This window comes from Streptomyces avermitilis MA-4680 = NBRC 14893, assembly GCF_000009765.2.
Lineage (GTDB): Bacteria > Actinomycetota > Actinomycetes > Streptomycetales > Streptomycetaceae > Streptomyces > Streptomyces avermitilis.
The window spans coordinates 8,028,306-8,044,596 of sequence record NC_003155.5 but is presented as its reverse complement, the minus strand read 5'-3'; the positions used below and the strand labels follow the sequence as shown (position 1 = coordinate 8,044,596).

The following is a 16,291-nucleotide window of genomic DNA, read 5'->3' as shown; positions in this document are numbered from 1 at the left end:
GGTGCATACACCGAACTGGCCTACAGGGGTGTGACGTACGCGCCGGAGATCCCGCCGTCCACCAGGAAATCGGTCGCGTTCACGAACGACGAGTCATCGCTGGCGAGGAAGGCCACGGCGGCGGCGATCTCGTCGGCCTCGGCGAACCGCCCGACCGGGATGTGCACGAGCCGGCGCGCGGCCCGTTCCGGGTCCTTGGCGAAGAGTTCCTGGAGGAGGGGGGTGTTCACCGGGCCGGGGCACAGGGCGTTGACCCGGATGCCCTCGCGGGCGAACTGCACACCCAGTTCGCGGGACATGGCGAGCACACCGCCCTTGGAGGCCGTGTACGAGATCTGCGAGGTCGCCGCGCCCATCCGGGCCACGAACGACGCGGTGTTGATGATGGAGCCCCGGCCCTGGCGTCGCATGTAGGGGATGGCGGCCTTGCAGCACAGGTAGACGGAGGTGAGGTTGACCTCCTGGACCCGCTTCCAGGCCTCCAGGCCGGTCTCCAGGATGGAGTCGTCGTCGGGAGGTGAGATGCCCGCGTTGTTGAAGGCGATGTCGACGGAGCCGTAGGTGTCGTACGCGGTCCTGAAGAGCGCCTCGACCTGTTCGGCGTCGGTCACGTCGACCTGCACGAAGGTGCCGCCGACCTCGTCGGCGGCCGCCTTGCCGCTGACCTCGTCGATGTCGCCGCAGACGACATGGGCGCCCTCGGAGGCGAGCCGGCGCGCGGTGGCGAGGCCGATGCCGCTGCCGGCCCCGGTGATGACGGCGGTCCGTCCGACGAGGCGGCGGCAGCTGGTCTGTTCGGTCGCTTCGGTCACTGTGCGGGGCCCTCCGTACTGATGAAGACGTTCTTGGTTTCGGTGAAGGCGGTGAGGGCGTCCGGGCCGAGTTCGCGGCCGATGCCCGACTGCTTGAAGCCGCCGAACGGTGTCCAGTAGCGGACGCTGGAGTGGGAGTTGACGGACAGGTTGCCGGCCCGGACGGCCCCCGAGACGCGCAGGGCGCGGCCGACGTCCCGGGTCCAGATCGAACCGGCGAGGCCGTACTCGGTGGCGTTGGCGAGCCGGACGGCGTCCGCCTCGTCCTCGAACGGCAGCACGACGGCGACGGGTCCGAAGACCTCCTCGACGGCTACGGGCGCGTGGGGGTCGACGTCGGTCAGGACGGTGGGCGGGAACCAGAAGCCGGGGCCTTCGGGCGCCTTGCCGCGCAGGGCGGGGGCGCCGGCCGGGACGTACGACCGTACGCGCTCCAGCTGGACCTTGGAGATCAGCGGGCCCATCGCGGTCCGCTCGTCCAAGGGGTCGCCGACGGCGACGGACTCGACGGCCGGGGCGAGCAGTGCGAGGAAGCGGTCGTACACGGAACGCTGGACGAGGATGCGGGTGCGGGCGCAGCAGTCCTGGCCGGAGTTGTCGAGGAAGGCCATGGGAGCCGCGGCGGCCGCGGCCTCGACATCCGCGTCGGCGAAGACGATGTTCGGGCTCTTGCCGCCGAGTTCGAGGGTGACGCGCTTGAGAAGGGCCGAACCCTTCGCCCACACCTGTTTGCCCACGGCCGTCGACCCGGTGAAGACGATCTTCGCGACCCCCGGGTGCTCGACCAGCGCGTTGCCCGCGACGGGCCCCGCACCCGGCAGGACCTGGAAGAGGTGCTCGGGAAGCCCCGCCTCCAGGGCGAGTTCGGCGAGCCGCAGGGCGGTCAGCGGTGTGGTCTCGGCGGGCTTGAGGATGACGGCGTTGCCGGCGGCGAGCGCCGGGGCGGTGCCCCAGGCCGCGATCGGCATCGGGAAGTTCCAGGGCGCGATGACACCCACCACGCCGAGCGGTTCGAGGATCGTGATGTCGAGGCCGCCCGGCACCGGGATCTGACGGCCGGTCAGCCGCTCCACTCCCCCGGCCGCGTAGTCGAGCAGATCCCGGACGTTGCCCGCCTCCCAGCGGGCGTTGCCGATGACGTGACCGGCCTCGCGGACCTCCAGCCGGGCGAGCTCCTCCAGGTGTTCGTCGACGACGACGGCGAAGCGGCGCAGCAGCCGGGCGCGCTCGCCCGGAGCGAGGGCGGCCCACCGTACCTGCGCCTTCGAGGCGCGTACGACGGCCGCGTCGACGTCCTGCGGCGTCGCGGCCGGGACGGTGGCGACGACCTCCTCGGTCGCCGGGTCGAGGACGACGAGTTCGTGCGGGTGCGACACGTGGGGCCTCACAGGCGTTCGAAGGAGCGGCGCAGCTCCCAGTCGGTCACCGCGGCGTCGAAGGCCTTCAGTTCGACGCGCGCCATGTTGCGGTAGTGGGCGACCACGTCGTCGCCGAAGGCGGCCTTGGCGATGGGGCTGTTCTCCCAGAGTTCGGCCGCCTCGCGCAGGGTGGTGGGGACGTGCTCGTACTCGGCGGCGTAGGCGTTGCCCGCGCAGGCCTCGGGCAGCTCCAGCTTGTGCTCGATGCCGTACAGGCCGGCCGCGACGAGTCCGGCGACGGCGAGGTGCGGGTTGACGTCACCGCCGGGGAGCCGGTTCTCGAAGCGCATCGAGCGGCCGTGGCCGACCACCCGCAGCGCGCAGGTGCGGTTGTCGTAGCCCCAGGCCACGGCGGTCGGCGCGAAGGAGCCCGGCTGGAACCGCTTGTACGAGTTGATGTTGGGCGCGTACAGAAGTGAGAAGTCGCGCAGCGCGGCGAGCTGCCCGGCGAGGAAGTGGCGCATGACGTCCGACATGCCGCCGGGTCCGTCGCCGGCCATGGCGTTGGTGCCGTCCGCGTCCGCCAGCGACAGGTGGATGTGGCAGGAGTTGCCCTCGCGCTCGTTGTACTTGGCCATGAAGGTGATCGACACGCCCTCCTGGGCGGCGATCTCCTTGGCGCCGGTCTTGTAGACGGCGTGCTGGTCGCAGGTGACCAGGGCCTCGTCGTACCGGAACACGATCTCGTGCTGGCCGGGGTTGCACTCGCCCTTGGCCGACTCGACGGTGAGGCCCGCGGCCTGCATCTCGTTGCGGATGCGGCGCAGCAGGGGTTCGATCCGTCCCGTCCCGAGCACCGAGTAGTCGATGTTGTACTGGTTGGCCGGTGTGAGCCCCTTGTATCCGGCGTCCCAGGCCTGCTCGTAGGTGTCCTTGAAGACGATGAACTCCAGCTCGGTGCCGACCTGGGCGGTGTAGCCGAGGGCGGCGAGCCGGTCGAGCTGGCGACGCAGGATCTGGCGGGGGGCGGCGACCACCGGCGATCCGTCGTTCCAGGCGAGGTCGGCGATCAGCAGCGCCGTGCCCGCGTTCCACGGCACCTGGCGCAGCGTGCTCAGGTCGGGATGCATGGCGAAGTCGCCGTACCCGCGGTCCCAGGAGGACATGTCATAGCCGTCGACGGTGTTCATGTCGGTGTCGACGGCGAGCAGGTAGTTGCATCCCTCCGTGCCGTGCTCCAGCACCTCGTCGAGGAAGAAGCGCGCGGCGAACCGCTTGCCCTGGAGGCGCCCTTGCATATCGGGGAACGCGAGGACGACAGTGTCGATCTCGCCGCCCGCGACGAGGGCGTGCAGCTCCTCGACACCGAGCGGTGGTGTGCGGTCTGCCACGGGAGGGCTCCTTCGGTCAGCCGAGAGCCATAAGGTATTGCCGAGAACCATTGCTTGGGAAGGGGGCACGGCCAGATGCCACAGGCGGATTCCGATGATGACCTCGGCGGCCTCGGCGGCCGGGGGGACCGGCTGGCGCCGGTACTGCGTCCGGTGCGGGCGGGCAACGGCTTCGAGGAGGCGCTGGAGCAGATCCTCCAGGTCGTCCGGCTCGGACTGGTGCCGGGGGGCGAACGGCTGCCCTCGGAGCGGGAGCTGGCGGAACGTCTCGGTATCAGCCGGGTGACGCTGCGCGAGGTCCTCAAGGTGCTCCAGGACCAGGGTCTGGTGGAGTCGCGGCGCGGCCGGTACGGCGGCACGTTCGTCCTGCCGAGGGCCGATGCGGGCGGCGAGGACGAGCTGCGCCGCCGCATCGAGAAGGTGGACATGGAGGACGTACTGCGCTTCCGTGAGGTGCTGGAGGTCGGCGCGGCGGGCCTGTGCGCGGCCCACGGCCTCACGGCGGAGCAGGAGGACCGGCTGCGCGAGGCCCTCGCCCGCACCCAGGACGCACCGCTCGCCGACTACCGCCGCCTGGACACGCTCCTCCACCTCACGCTCGCCGAACTGGGCGGTTCCCCGTCCCTCACCGCGCAGTACGCGGCCGTACGCGCGACGGTCAACGACCTGCTGGACTGCATCCCCCTCCTGGTGCGCAACCTGGAGCACTCGCAGCGGCAGCACGCCGCACTGGTGGAGGCGGTGCTGGACGGGGACGCGGACGGCGCCCGGGAGATGATGCGGGAGCACTGCGGGGGGACGGCGGCACTGCTGCGGGGCTTCCTGGCCTGAGCGGGGGCGTCGCGTGTGGTCGGCCGTGCGCCACGCGCCACGCGCCTCCAGCCAGGGGGGCTTGCTTTGCCCTGGACCACCCGCAAAGGTATGGGCAAGGGCCATTGGGAGTAAGGGAGGCGGCCACGTGACCGGACGACCGCTGATCGGCGTGAGTACGTATCTGGAGTCCGGCGCGCGCTGGGGCGTGTGGGAGCTGGAGGCGGCGCTGCTCCCGGCCGGATATCCGCGGCTCGTGCAGCGGGCGGGCGGACTCGCCGCGATGCTCCCGCCGGACGATCCGGCGCACGCCACCGCGGCCGTGGGCCGCCTGGACGGCCTGGTGATCGCGGGCGGTCCCGACGTCGACCCGTCCCACTACGGCGCGGCCCGCTCCCCGCGCACGGGCCCGCCGGCTCCCGAGCGCGACGCCTGGGAACTGGCCCTGATCCGGGCCGCGCTGGCGTCCGGCACCCCCCTCCTGGGCATCTGCCGGGGCATGCAGCTGCTCAACGTCGCGCTGGGCGGCACACTCGTGCAGCACATCGACGGGCACGTCGAGCAGGTGGGCGCCTTCGGCCACCACCCGGTCAAGCCGGTACCCGGCACCCGCTACGGAGACCTGGCGCCGGAGGAGACCGCGGTCCCCACCTACCACCACCAGTCGGTGGACCGCCTGGGCACGGATCTGCTGCCCTGCGCCCACGCGGCGGACGGCACCGTGGAGGCGATCGAACTCCCCGCACCCGCTTGGGCCCTGGGTGTCCAGTGGCACCCGGAGATGGGCGAGGACCTGCGGGTCATGCGGGCCCTGGTGGCAGCTGCTTCCTGAGCCGCGCCGCACCGCCCCCTCCCTCCCCCCGCTACCCCCGCGTCAACCCCAGCAGATCCCGCGCCGGCCCCGTCGGCCGATGCCCCGACCGCCACACCGCCCGCAACGCCCGCCCCAACCGCACCTCGGCCACCGGAATGCTCACCAGCCGACGCGCCGACAGCTCCTCCCCCAACGCCAGTTCGCTCAGCACCGCGGGCCCCGCCCCGCTCACCGCGGACGCCTTCACCGCGGTGGTGGACGACAGTTCGATCAGCGGCCGCGCCAGTCCGCCCAGCGCGGCGTCCAGCACCTGCCGCGTCCCCGACCCCTCCTCCCGCAGGATCAACGGCGTCGCCGCCAGCTCCGCCGCCGACAACGGCCGCCGGCGCCGCGCCCATGGATGCCCCGGCGCCGTCACCACGATCAGCCGGTCGTGCGCGATGACCGTCGAGTCCAGCCCCGCCGGCACCGACAGCCCCTCCACGAACCCGAGGTCCGCCTCGTCCGCCAGCAACCGCTCCGCGACCACCGCCGAGTTCCCCGCCAGCAGCGACACCGCCGTGTCCGGCCGCTGCGCCCGCAGTGCGATCAGCCACCCCGGCAGCAGATACTCCGCGATCGTCATGCTCGCGGCGACCCGCAGCCGCGAGTCCCGCCGCCCCCGCAACGCCTGGGCCCCCGCGTCGAACGCCTCCGCCGCCTCCACGATCCGCCGCGCCCAGTCCGTGACCAGCGCCCCCGCCTCGGTCAGCCGGGAGCCCCGCGGTGACCGGTCCACCAGCGCCACGCCCAGCTGCCGCTCCATCGAGCGAATCCGGCTGCTGGCCGCCGGTTGGGTGATCCCCAGCTCACGCGCCGCCCGCCCGAGGCTTCCGAGCCGTGCCACGGCAAGCAGCAGCTCCAGCGCACCCAACTCCGGCACCCGATGCGCAAGACCGGCCGACAACCCACCATCAACACCCTCGCTCATAAATCCAGCTTATGCCCCCATAGAGGCATACTCCCTGGTGAGGTCCCCGGGACGGAGGGACCGTGGAGCCATGGTCACCGCAGCCCAGCCCCTCGCCCCGCCCAGCGTCCGCACGTCGCGTCCCCGGGCCGCCGCCTTCCGCCACCTCGGCCCCAACTGGTACGCCTCGGTGATGGGCACCGCGATCGTGGCCACAGCGGGAGCGGGCCTTCCCTCGGGCTCCGCCGCGGGCCTCCCCGGTGACCTCCCGGGCCTGCGCACCGCCTGCACGGCCTTCTGGGCGCTCTCCCTGATCATGCTCGTGACCCTCCTCGGCGCCCGCGCCCTGCACTGGATCCACCACCGCGACCAGGCCCGCGCCCACCTCCTCGACCCCACGACGGGCCCCACCACGGCCCCCTTCTACGGCTGCCTCGCCATGGCGCTGCTGGCCGTCGGCGGCGCCACCCTGACCGTCGGCCGGGACTGGCTCGGCACCACCGCGGCCGTCGTCCTGGACGCCGTACTCTTCACCGCCGGCACCGCCGTCGGCCTCGCCGCGGCCGTCGCGGTGCCCTACCTGATGGTGACCCGCCACCGCATCGAGCCGGGCCGGGCCACCCCCGTCTGGCTGCTCCCCCTGGTCGCCCCGATGGTCTCGGCGGCCCTCGGCCCCCTGCTCGTCCCGCATCTCCCGGCCGGTCAGCCGCGGGAGACCCTGCTGCTCGCCTGCGTCGCGATGTTCGGCCTCAGCCTGCTGGGCACGCTCATGATGCTGCCGATGATTTTCGCCCGGCTCATCACCACGGGCCCCCTGCCCCTCGTCCTCACCCCGACGCTTCTCCTGGTCCTCGGCCCGCTCGGCCAGTCCACCACCGCCGTCGGCAAGTTCGCGGACTTCGCCCCGGGGGTCGTCCCCGCCCCGTACGACCAGGGCTTCGGCGTCCTCGCCGTCCTCTACGGCGTCCCGGTGATGGGCTTCGCCCTGCTGTGGCTGGGCCTTGCGGTCGCGCTGGTGGTGCGGGCCCGGCGGCGGGGCATGGGCTTCGCGCTGACCTGGTGGGCGTTCACCTTCCCGGTCGGTACATGTGTCACCGGCGCGGAGGCCCTGGCCCGGCACACCGGGCTCGCCGCGTTCGACGGACTCGCCGTCGCGCTGTACGCCGGGCTGGTCGCCGCCTGGGCCGTCACCGCGGCCCGTACCGCCCGCGGGCTGGTCACCGGCGAGCTGCTCGCACCGCCTCGACGATGACCTGCGGGGCCTCCCGCAGCGACGGCCCGTACCAGGTGAGGTGGCGCCCGCTGACCAGCGCGCAGGCCGTGCCCGCGAAGGCCTCGGGGCCGTCGTCGGCGGTGAAGCGGTACGGCTCGTCCGGCAGGACCACGATCTCGGGAGCGGCGGCTCGCAGCTCCTCGACCGGCACGCGCGGATAGCGCTCCGCGTGCGCCGCGTACACGTTGTCGACGCCCAGCCGGGCCAGCAGGTCCCCGGCGAACGTGTCCCGGCCGAGCACCATCCAGGGCCGCCGCCAGATCGGCACGACGGCGGTCGTACGACGCCCCGGCGCCGGCAGCCGGGACCAGGCCGCCTCCGCCTCGTCCAGCCAGCGCGGCCGGCCGCCCGGCACTCCGCACGCGTGCAGCACCCGCTCCAGCTCGCGGAAGGCCTGCGGCACCTCCCGCACCTCGGTGACCAGGGCCTCGACCCCGGCCTCGCGCAGAGCGGCCAGGTCGGGCGCGCGGTTCTCCTCCTCGTTGGCGATCACCAGATCGGGGCCGAGCCGGACGATCCGCTCGACATCGGGGTTCTTGGTCCCGCCGATCCGCACGACGTCGAGGTCCGCCGGCTGACTGCACCAGTCGGTGGCGCCGACCAGGACACCGGGCGCGGACCGGGCCACGGCCTCGGTGAGCGAGGGCACGAGCGAGACCACACGCGTCACGGACACCCGCCCCGAGTGCGCCTGCCCCACGAAGTCCTCACCGGCGCCTGCCCCAAGTGGTGATCAGTGGATAGGAGTTGACGGCGAACGACGGGTCGTCGAGCAGCCGCAGACAACGCTCCAGATCGTCGTCCGTCAGCCCGTCCCCGGTCAACTGCCCGCCCACATCCCGGATGTTGACCTGGTGCAGCCGAATGCCGCGCGAACCGCCCACCCACGCCTCGGCCCAGGTGGCGGACGCCACCTCGGCCAGCCCGGTCGCGCGCAGCGCCCCGTAGGCGTGCAGTCCCCAGCGGATGTCGGCGCCGGCCCGGGTGAGCACGCCCATCACCGCGTCGTGCATCCGCTCGAAGAGCTCCGCGGATTCGGGCGAGGGCGCCGACAGCACCGGCACCCAGCCGCAGTCGAACTCGTCGAGGACCAGCCGCCCGCCGGGGCGCAGCGCCCGCACCATCCGGTCGAGCGCGGCCTGCCGCTCGGGCAGGTGCAGCAGCACGAGACGGGCGTGGATCAGGTCGAACCGCCCCTCGGGCAGATCCTCCTGGGTGATGTCATGGCGTACGACGCGTACGTTGCCGGCCGCCGGGAGCTCGCCCAGCCAGCGCGGTTCGATGTCCGTGGCGAGCACGGAGCCGTCCGGTCCGACGCGCTCGGCGAGCCATGCGGCGACCGAGCCCGCACCGGCGCCGACCTCCAGGCAGCGCATTCCCGGCGCCACACCCAATTCGGCGAGCCGCGCGAAGGTCACGGGGTCGTAGGTGGACTCCAGCACGTCATAGCGGCTGCCTGCTCTTTCGGATGTGTTGTCGAAGGCATATCCGGAGGTGTCGGGCATGCCGCCAGTATTCCAGCCACGCTCCGTGACCGGTGTCACCCGATCCGGTCAGCGTGCGGTCGGCGGACTGACGGCAGGCTGACGGCAGGCCGGGTCAGCGCCGGCCCGAGGGATCCTCGGCCGCCTCGATGTGGTCGGCGACCGCGACCACGATCACCCGGGTGTCCGGTACGGTCGCCCGCCACCGGTGGCGCACCCCGCCCGTCAGATACAGGGTGTCGCCGCGCCCGAGCCGGTGGGCGCGGCCCTCCGCCTCGATCTCGACGGCACCGTCGGCGACGTACATCAACTCGTCGTTGCGGTGCTGGAATTCGCGGCCCTCGTCGTGGTCGCCGGTGAACTCCATGGCGTGCAACTGGTGGTGACCGCGCACCAGGGGGCGCACGCGCGCCCGGGTGGGCGTGAGCCCGGTGTCGTCCGCGCGCACGACGTCGACGCTGCGTGCCGGGTCGGCCGCGGCGAGCAGTTCGACCGCGGTGGTGCCGAGGGCGTCCGCGATGCGCTCCAGGGAGGGCCTGCTGGGGCGGGCCCGTTCGTTCTCGACCTGGCTCAGGAAGGGGACCGACAGGCCGCTGCGCTCGGCCACGACGGCGAGGGTGAGCTCCAGTGCCCGGCGCCGACGCCGTACGGCCGCGCCCACCCGAAGGGGCTGTTCTTTGTGGTCGCCCATCGCTCCGGCTCCCTCCTTCGCTCGTCGGTCCGCTGCCCCGCGGCTTCCGGCCACCCGTGGCCGCCTGTTCCCTGCACTGCGTCCGAACCAGTCCTGATGAGTTCTCTGCACCCTACGCATGTTCGGCAAACCGTTTCATGCACCCGTCACATCGCTGTCATGTCCGAGGAGGGCGAGGCTCACAGTTCGCGCCAGTGGAACGGCCCGCCCGTCTCGCCGGGCGCCGAGCCCTCGCGCGGGACGAAGCGGCTGACCAGAAGCGCGGGACGCCCGTCCCGGCCGGCGAGGAGGGTCGCCGGCGGGTGGGCCAAGGCCCTGTTGCCACCGTGGGTGCGGACGGCGAGCCGTTCGGCCCCGCCGGTGGCCCGATCATGGGCGTACGTCCGCCGGCTCCCGAAGTCGTCGCATCGGCCCTGCCCCCGTTTTCGGGACGAGCGGCCCCGCGCCGAGGCGGAGCGGCGAGCGGTCACCGATGTCGCCGCCGGTCCCGCACGCCTCCAGGGCACGGTCGAGCCGCTGGTCAGGGCGGGTCCGCCAGGTCCTGAAGTCCCGCCGGACAGCCGGAGCCGGCGGTCGGAGCCGCAGGCCCCCCGGTAGGGGCCGGACCTCACCTGCGTGCCGTCGTGCACGGAGACGGGGTCCGGGGTGCCCTCGGCACCGCGCGACAGGGTGCGGGGTACCTCGAAGCCGCGTTCGACTCGCCCGGCCGGCGGGGCGTCGGGGCCGGCACGGCCGCGGACCGCGATGCGGTTGTCCGGATCCTTCTCGTACGCCAGTACGGAGCCGCACTTGCCGTCGGCGCCGAGCGCGGGCCGACGGGCGCCCCGCGGACATGCCGCGAGGGGTGGGCTACGCCACACGCACGGACGGCGTATCGGCGAAGCCCACCCCTCGGGCCGTCAGGACTCCACGGAGCCGTCAGGACTCCACGGAGCCGTCAGGACTCCACGGAGCCGTCAGGACTACTGCGGAGTCATCCGGCCCACCATGTCCGGGTGCTCCTTCAGCCACGCGGCGACGGCGTCCTGCTCATGCCCCTGCCCACGCTTCTTGATCTCGCTCTCCAGGCTGCCGAGTTCGGCCTCGCTCATCCGGAAGTCCTTGATCCACTTGGTGAGCTGCGGATACCGCTCCGGGAACTGCTTGCTGGAGATGGTCCGGATCGTGTTGCCCTCGCCGAACAGCTTCTTGTCGTCCGCCAGCTTGGTGAGCTTGTACTCGCTGTAGGCCCAGTGCGGCGACCAGAGGACGACGGCGACCGGCTCCTTCTTGGCGTACGCGCGCTTCAGCTCGGCGAGCATCGCGGGCGTGGAGCCGTCGACGACCTTGTACTCCTTGTCCAGGCCGTACCCCGGAAGCACCTTCGTCTTGAGCAGGTTCATCTCGCCGGTGCCCGGCTCGATTCCGATGATCTTCCCGTCGAAGGTGCCGCCCTTGCCCTTGAGGTCCGCGAGGGACTTGACGTCCTTCACGTAGGAGGGCACGGCGATTTCGAGTGACGTGGGTTTGTACCAGGTGCCCAGGTCTCTCAGGTCGTTCTTGTGCTGGTCCCAGTAGTTCTTCTGGGCGTACGGCAGCCACGCGTCGAAGTTGAGGTCGAGATCTCCGGAGGCCAGGCCCGTGTAGACGGGGCCGACGTCCATCTGCTTGAGATTCAGCGTGTAGCCGCGCCGCGCCAGGACGTTCTTCCACAGGTAGGTGACGGCGACGTCCTCGTCCCAGGGGAACCAGGCTACGTCCAGCGGACGCTTCGTCTCGCCGGCGGCGCCGGACGTGGCGCTCTTGACCGGCGCCAGCTTGTCGACGACACCCGGGTTCCGCTTCAGCCAGGAGCGCACGGCGTCCTGCTGCTTGCCCTTGCCCGCCTTGTTGATCTCCGCCTCGAGACCGGTGAGCTGCTTCTCGGTCATCTTGAAGTTCTTGAGCCACCGGCCGACGACCGGGTTGTCCTGGGCGAAGCCCTTGCGGGCGAGGGTGTGCACCCCGTCGCCCTTGCCCCAGGCGCCCTTGGGGTCCTTGAGCTTCTTCAGGTCGTAGTCGCTGTACGCCCAGTGCGGCGACCAGAGCGTGACGACGACGGGGTCCTTCTTGGCGTACGCGCGCTTCAGCTCGGCCAGCATGGCGGGCGTGGAGCTGTCGACGACCTTGTACTCCTTGTCGAGCCCGTACTCCTTCAGGACCTTGGTCTTGAGCAGGCCCATCATGCCGGCGCTGGACTCGATGCCGGTGATCTTGCCGCCGAACTTCGAGGCCTGGCCCTTGAGGTCCGCCAGGGAGTCGACGCCCTTCATGTACGAGGGCACGCTCAGCTCCAGCGACGTCGGGCCGTACCAGGAACCCAGGTCGTCGAGTTGCTTGCCGTACTTCTTCCAGTACTGCGCGTGCGTGGTCGGCAGCCAGGAGTCGGTCTGGAAGTCGATGTCTCCCTGCCCGAGCGAGGTGTAGAGCGGGCCCGCGTCGAACTGCTTGGTGTCGACCTGGAAGCCGCGCTGTTCCAGCACCTCCTGCCACAGGAAGGTGGAGGCGACGCCCTCGTCCCACGGGATGTAGCCGATGGTGACCTTCTTGCCCTGGCCGACGTTCTCGGCGTCGGACGCGGCGGTCGACGACGTCGTACCGCCGAAGATGCCCATGCCGCCCGCGACCAGCGCGAGGACGACCACACCGACCACGGCCACGGCGGCCCGGGGGCGGTAGGACCAGATCTTCAGGCCCTGCGCGGCGCGCAGCTTGGCGGCGGCGCGGCGGCCGAGCGGCGAGACCTGGGTGCCCAGGGCACTGGTCATGCGGTCCAGGTAGATGGCCAGGATGACGATGGCGACACCGGCCTCCGAGCCGAGGCCGACGTTGAGCTGGCCGATGGCCTCGTTGACGTCGCCGCCGAGGCCGCCGGTGCCGACCATGCCCGCGATGGCGGCCATGGACAGACCCAGCATGATGACCTGGTTGACACCGGCCATGACCGTCGGCAGCGCCAGCGGGAGCTGGACGCGCAGCAGGATGTTGCGGGGGGTGGTGCCGAACGCGTCGGCGGCCTCGACCAGTTCCTTGTCGACCTGACGGATGCCCAGCTCGGTCATCCGGACGCCGGGTGCCAGCGCGAAGATCAGGGTCGCCACGATGCCCGCGGGGGCGCCGGTGCCGAAGAACAGGATCGCCGGGATGAGGTAGATCATCGCGGGCAGCGTCTGCATGAAGTCGAGCACGGGGCGCACGATGCTGCTGACCCGGTCCGAACGCGCCGCCCAGATACCCACGGGCACGGAGACCACGAGCGCGATGACCGTGGCCACGAGGACGAGCGACAGGGTCACCATCGCGTCCTCCCACAGTTCGAGGGAGTCGATGAACGCGAATCCCACGAAGGTGAGGACACCCGCTGACGTGCCGCGCAGCCAGAACGCGATCACCGCGAGGATTCCGGCGAGGAGGAGCGGCTGCGGAGCCTGGAGGACCGCGTCGATGCCGTCGAAGGCACCCAGGAAGACCGTCTTGAAGAAGTCGAAGAGCCACGACATGTGGTTCAGCAGCCAGTCGACGGTGTCGTTGACCCAGTCGCCGAAGGGGATCCTAGGCATCGGTCGTCACCGCCTTCGCGCGCGGCGTCGCACACGCGGCGGGTTCGCCCCGCTCGTCACCGAGGAAGCCGACGAGCCGTTGCCGGGGCACCACACCGAGGAGTTTCCGTTTCTTGTCCAGCACCGCGACGGGATGCGAGAGACGCGCGCTGATGGCGCAGAGTTCGTTGAACGGCGTGTCGGGCGTGGCGGTCTCACAGGCGCAGTCCGCCTCGTCGCCGCGTACGTCCGGGTCCATGACGGCGCCCGCGGTCAGGACGCGGGAGCGGTCGACGTCCTGGGTGAAGGAGGCGACGTAGTCGTCGGCGGGACGTACCAGGATGTCCTCGGCGGTGCCGACCTGGACGATGCGGCCGTCGCGCATGACGGCGATCCGGTCGCCCAGGCGCATGGCCTCGTTCAGGTCGTGGGTGATGAAGACGATGGTCTTCTTGAGGGTCTTCTGGAGTTCCAGGAGCTGGTCCTGCATATCGCGCCGGATCAGCGGGTCGAGAGCGCTGAACGACTCGTCCATCAGCAGCAGTTCGGCGTCGGTGGCGAGCGCCCTGGCCAGGCCCACCCGCTGCTGCATGCCGCCGGAGAGCTCGTCGGGCCAGGACTTCTCCCAGCCGCCGAGGCCGCACAGGGCGAGCGCCTCGTCGGCGCGCCGCTCGCGCTCGGCGCGGGGCACGCCCTGCACCTCGAGACCGTAGGCGGCGTTCTCGCGGACGCTGCGGTGCGGGAAGAGCGCGAAGTGCTGGAAGACCATGCTGATCTTCTTGGAGCGGACCTCGCGCAGTGCGCGGTCGCCGAGCGCGGTCAGGTCCTGGTCGTCGAAGCGGACGTGCCCGGCGGTCGGCTCGAGGAGTCCGTTGAGCATGCGCAGCAGTGTGGACTTGCCGGAGCCGGACAGGCCCATGACGACGAAGATCTCACCCGGCTCCACCGTGAAGGAGGCGTCGATCACGGCGGCGGTGGTGCCGTCGGCGCGCAGCTCCTCGCGGTCGGCTCCCGAGCGGAGCCGCTCCACGGCCTCGCCGGGTCGTCTGCCGAAGACCTTGTACAGGCTCTCGGCCTGCAGCCTGGATGACACGTGTACCTCTCGTCCTGGAGCGTCGCGAGGCCCTCGGACGATTGAAAATGCAACGGGCTCTGCTCCGACGCGGCGCCTGCCCCCTCTTGAAGGGGTCAAACTCAGGAGTGCTCCAGTTCACAATCCGTTTACTTCTGTTACGTAAGGGCACTCTGAACTGCCACGTCTGCGTCGGCGGGGTGCCTGTCGGTGCCGTACGGCATGATGCGAAAGGTGACGCAGCCAACTCGACGACTCATGCTTCTCGACACCGCCTCGCTCTATTTCCGCGCCTATTTCGGCGTCCCGGACTCCGTGAAGGCCCCGGACGGCACCCCGGTGAACGCCGTGCGCGGACTGCTCGAATTCATCGACCGCCTGGTCAAGGACCACCGTCCCGACGAACTGGTGGCCTGCATGGACGCGGACTGGCGTCCGCAGTGGCGGGTCGACCTGATCCCCTCCTACAAGGCGCACCGCGTGGCCGAGGAGCGCGAGTCGGGGCCGGACGAGGAGGAGGTCCCCGACACCCTCTCTCCGCAGGTGCCCGTCATCGAGAACGTGCTCGACGCGCTCGGCATCGCGCGCGTGGGCGTCGAGGGGTACGAGGCGGACGACGTGATCGGCACGTTCACGGCCCGCGCGAAGGGCCCCGTCGACATCGTCACCGGCGACCGCGACCTGTACCAACTGGTGGACGACGAGCGCGGGATCCGGGTCCTCTATCCGCTCAAGGGCGTCGGCCTGCTCCAGCTCACCGACGAGGCGTGGCTGCGTGAGAAGTACGGAGTCGACGGAGGGGGGTACGCGGATCTGGCACTGCTGCGCGGTGACCCGAGCGACGGTCTGCCGGGCGTGCCCGGGATCGGCGAGAAGACGGCCGCCAAGCTGCTCGCCGAGTTCGGCGACCTGGCCGGCATCATGGCCGCGGTCGACGACCCGAAGGCGAAGCTGACGCCGTCGCAGCGCAAGCGCCTCGACGAGTCCCGGCCGTACCTCGCGGTCGCGCCCAAGGTCGTGCGGGTGGCCGGTGACGTGCCGCTGCCGGACGTCGACATCACGCTGCCGGGCGCCCCGCGCGATCCGGCGGCCCTGGACGAACTCGCCGCCCGCTGGGGGCTCGGCGGCTCGTTGCACAGGTTGCTCTCGACGCTGCAGGCATAGATGTTGCCCAGGAGAAGGTGCTAACTTAGGTAAGCCTAAGCATGCAGATCTGGGAGGCCGTCATGGCAGAGCGTCCGGAACGCAGGACCCCTAAGCCCCACTCGGCGCGGGTCATCCGCACCGAGCGGCTCACCCCGCACATGCAGCGTGTGGTGCTCGGCGGCGACGGCCTCGCCGAGTTCACCGTGGGCACCCGCACCGACCACTATGTGAAGCTGCTGTTCGGTGCCGAGGGAGTCACTTACCCCGAGCCCTTCGACATGCAGCGCGTCCGCGAGGAGTTCCCGCGCGACCAGTGGCCCGTGACGCGGACGTACACGGTGCGCGCCTGGGATCCCGAACTGCGCGAGCTGACCCTCGACTTCGTGGTGCATGGCGACGAGGGGCTCGCCGGGCCGTGGGCCACCCGCGTCCAGTCGGGCGAACTCGTGCGGTTCATGGGCCCCGGCGGTGCGTACGCGCCGGACACGAGCGCCGACTGGCATCTGCTGGCGGGTGATGAGAGCGCACTGCCCGCGATCGCCGCGGCCTTGGAGTCGCTGCCCGACGGCGCCGACGTGCGTGCCTTCATCGAGGTCTCCGGCCCGGAAGAGGAGCAGAAGATCGCCTCCGACGTGGATGTCGTCTGGCTGCACCGCGGAGACCGGCCGGTCGGCGAGGCCCTGGTCGAGGCCGTCCGTGCGCTGGAGTTCCCGGCGGGGCGGGTGCACGCGTTCGTCCACGGCGAGGCGGGCTTCGTGAAGGAGCTGCGCAAGCTGCTGCGCGTCGAGCGCGAGATCCCGCGCGAGGACCTCTCCATCTCCGGCTACTGGCGCCTCGGCCACAACGAGGACGGCTGGCAGGCGGCGAAGCGGGAGTGGAACGCGCAGGTGGAGGCGGAGCAGGAGACGGCCGAACCGGCCGCCTCCTGAGCGAC

The 16,291-nt window shown here is 71.5% G+C and carries 15 protein-coding genes; 5 read left to right on the top strand and 10 right to left on the bottom strand.

Features of this window, described 5'->3' with window-relative positions; translation table 11 throughout:
- Nucleotides 1-20: 20 nt before the first annotated feature.
- The 3 genes from SAVERM_RS34555 to SAVERM_RS34545 are packed head-to-tail and all read right to left on the bottom strand — an operon-like array spanning nucleotide 21 to nucleotide 3,561.
- Nucleotides 21-812, bottom strand: a complete 792-nt coding sequence (locus SAVERM_RS34555) for a 3-oxoacyl-ACP reductase (protein ID WP_010988127.1) — start codon at nucleotides 810-812, stop codon at nucleotides 21-23.
- Nucleotides 809-2,188: an aldehyde dehydrogenase family protein gene (locus SAVERM_RS34550; RefSeq protein WP_037646481.1), complete on the bottom strand. Its 1,380-nt coding sequence runs from the start codon at nucleotides 2,186-2,188 to the stop codon at nucleotides 809-811. Before SAVERM_RS34550 ends, SAVERM_RS34555 begins: the two co-directional genes overlap by 4 nt.
- Nucleotides 2,189-2,196: 8 nt before the next feature.
- Nucleotides 2,197-3,561, bottom strand: coding sequence for a glutamine synthetase family protein (locus SAVERM_RS34545; RefSeq protein WP_010988125.1), 1,365 nt, complete (start codon nucleotides 3,559-3,561; stop codon nucleotides 2,197-2,199).
- A gap of 75 nt (nucleotides 3,562-3,636) precedes the next feature.
- On the opposite strand from SAVERM_RS34545, the gene SAVERM_RS34540 reads away from it, so the two are divergent.
- Complete coding sequence (locus SAVERM_RS34540; protein WP_037646477.1) at nucleotides 3,637-4,392, top strand: FadR/GntR family transcriptional regulator; 756 nt, start codon at nucleotides 3,637-3,639, stop codon at nucleotides 4,390-4,392.
- A gap of 127 nt (nucleotides 4,393-4,519) precedes the next feature.
- On the top strand, nucleotides 4,520-5,203 hold the full coding sequence (locus tag SAVERM_RS34535) for a gamma-glutamyl-gamma-aminobutyrate hydrolase family protein (protein ID WP_037646474.1): 684 nt from the start codon (nucleotides 4,520-4,522) through the stop codon (nucleotides 5,201-5,203).
- A gap of 31 nt (nucleotides 5,204-5,234) precedes the next feature.
- Here the strand turns inward: SAVERM_RS34535 and SAVERM_RS34530 are convergent, their stop codons facing one another.
- Nucleotides 5,235-6,155: a LysR family transcriptional regulator gene (locus tag SAVERM_RS34530; RefSeq protein ID WP_010988122.1), complete on the bottom strand. Its 921-nt coding sequence runs from the start codon at nucleotides 6,153-6,155 to the stop codon at nucleotides 5,235-5,237.
- A gap of 70 nt (nucleotides 6,156-6,225) precedes the next feature.
- On the opposite strand from SAVERM_RS34530, the gene SAVERM_RS34525 reads away from it, so the two are divergent.
- Complete coding sequence (locus SAVERM_RS34525) at nucleotides 6,226-7,386, top strand: TDT family transporter (RefSeq protein WP_010988121.1); 1,161 nt, start codon at nucleotides 6,226-6,228, stop codon at nucleotides 7,384-7,386.
- Here SAVERM_RS34525 and SAVERM_RS34520 read toward each other — a convergent pair.
- The 6 genes from SAVERM_RS34520 to SAVERM_RS34495 form a co-directional block, all read right to left on the bottom strand.
- A complete protein-coding gene (locus tag SAVERM_RS34520; protein ID WP_037646470.1) occupies nucleotides 7,352-8,083 on the bottom strand; it encodes a helical backbone metal receptor in 732 nt (243 codons plus the stop codon). The two genes, SAVERM_RS34525 and SAVERM_RS34520, sit on opposite strands and share 35 nt — an antisense overlap.
- 31 nt (nucleotides 8,084-8,114) lie before the next feature.
- Nucleotides 8,115-8,912 carry a class I SAM-dependent methyltransferase gene (locus SAVERM_RS34515; RefSeq protein ID WP_010988119.1) on the bottom strand — a complete coding sequence of 266 codons (798 nt, stop codon included), beginning with the start codon at nucleotides 8,910-8,912 and terminating at the stop codon, nucleotides 8,115-8,117.
- Nucleotides 8,913-9,006: 94 nt separating this feature from the next.
- Complete coding sequence (locus tag SAVERM_RS34510) at nucleotides 9,007-9,582, bottom strand: helix-turn-helix domain-containing protein (RefSeq protein ID WP_010988118.1); 576 nt, start codon at nucleotides 9,580-9,582, stop codon at nucleotides 9,007-9,009.
- Nucleotides 9,583-9,761: 179 nt separating this feature from the next.
- A complete protein-coding gene (locus SAVERM_RS34505; RefSeq protein WP_010988117.1) occupies nucleotides 9,762-10,442 on the bottom strand; it encodes a hypothetical protein in 681 nt (226 codons plus the stop codon).
- A 102-nt stretch (nucleotides 10,443-10,544) separates the two neighbouring features.
- Nucleotides 10,545-13,160: an ABC transporter permease/substrate binding protein gene (locus SAVERM_RS34500; RefSeq protein ID WP_010988116.1), complete on the bottom strand. Its 2,616-nt coding sequence runs from the start codon at nucleotides 13,158-13,160 to the stop codon at nucleotides 10,545-10,547.
- Nucleotides 13,153-14,232 (bottom strand): quaternary amine ABC transporter ATP-binding protein, encoded by a 1,080-nt coding sequence (locus SAVERM_RS34495; protein WP_010988115.1) that lies wholly within the window; start codon nucleotides 14,230-14,232, stop codon nucleotides 13,153-13,155. Before SAVERM_RS34495 ends, SAVERM_RS34500 begins: the two co-directional genes overlap by 8 nt.
- A gap of 204 nt (nucleotides 14,233-14,436) precedes the next feature.
- On the opposite strand from SAVERM_RS34495, the gene SAVERM_RS34490 reads away from it, so the two are divergent.
- Both SAVERM_RS34490 and SAVERM_RS34485 read left to right on the top strand, forming a co-directional pair.
- Nucleotides 14,437-15,375, top strand: a complete 939-nt coding sequence (locus SAVERM_RS34490) for a 5'-3' exonuclease (protein WP_037646657.1) — start codon at nucleotides 14,437-14,439, stop codon at nucleotides 15,373-15,375.
- Between the two features lie 62 nt (nucleotides 15,376-15,437).
- Nucleotides 15,438-16,286, top strand: a complete 849-nt coding sequence (locus SAVERM_RS34485; RefSeq protein WP_010988113.1) for a siderophore-interacting protein — start codon at nucleotides 15,438-15,440, stop codon at nucleotides 16,284-16,286.
- Nucleotides 16,287-16,291: the final 5 nt, after the last annotated feature.